Annotated in this window: 1 protein-coding gene; it reads right to left on the minus strand. The window is 36.9% G+C overall.

The window, feature by feature from the left end; translation table 11 throughout:
• Positions 1–518: condensation domain-containing protein (locus Q0845_RS27710; RefSeq protein WP_298521206.1), on the minus strand; the 518-nt coding region annotated here is incomplete at both ends.

Raw genomic sequence — 518 nt, forward strand, 5'->3', positions numbered from 1 at the left:
ATTCGCCATGAAACACCATCAATGATTAAGTGATGTGCGATAAATACCAAATGATCACTCTCTGGCAATTGAAAGTGTGCCATTTGGAAAAGATTGCCTTCTGATAAGTCAAAACTACTTTGCAAGGCTTCACAAAGAGTGTCTAATTGTGCTTGCCAATCCGTTTCATTGCTCAGATCATAAAAATGTACTGTATTTTTTCCTGCTTTATAATCAAGATTGTATTGTACCATTTCTCCAGAAGCTTCATAATAACGCAGACGAAGTGCATCGTGATGTTTTACTAAGGCTTCGAAACTTTGTGATAGTATGTTTTTGTCTAATCGTGCTTTGCTCGATAATTGTGCTGATTGATTGTAATGATGTTTGTCTACAATAACATCACTCTCAAAAAAGTAATGTTGAATTGGTGTTAGATTCACTTCGCCTTCTACCATGGATTGATCGTGCGTTAAAGTGCTCGAAGTAAGTAACGGCGCTAAATCTTCCAGAATTGGATAGCGAAGAATATCACCTAC

The sequence above is a fragment of the uncultured Kordia sp. genome, assembly GCF_947489565.1.
Lineage (GTDB): Bacteria > Bacteroidota > Bacteroidia > Flavobacteriales > Flavobacteriaceae > Kordia.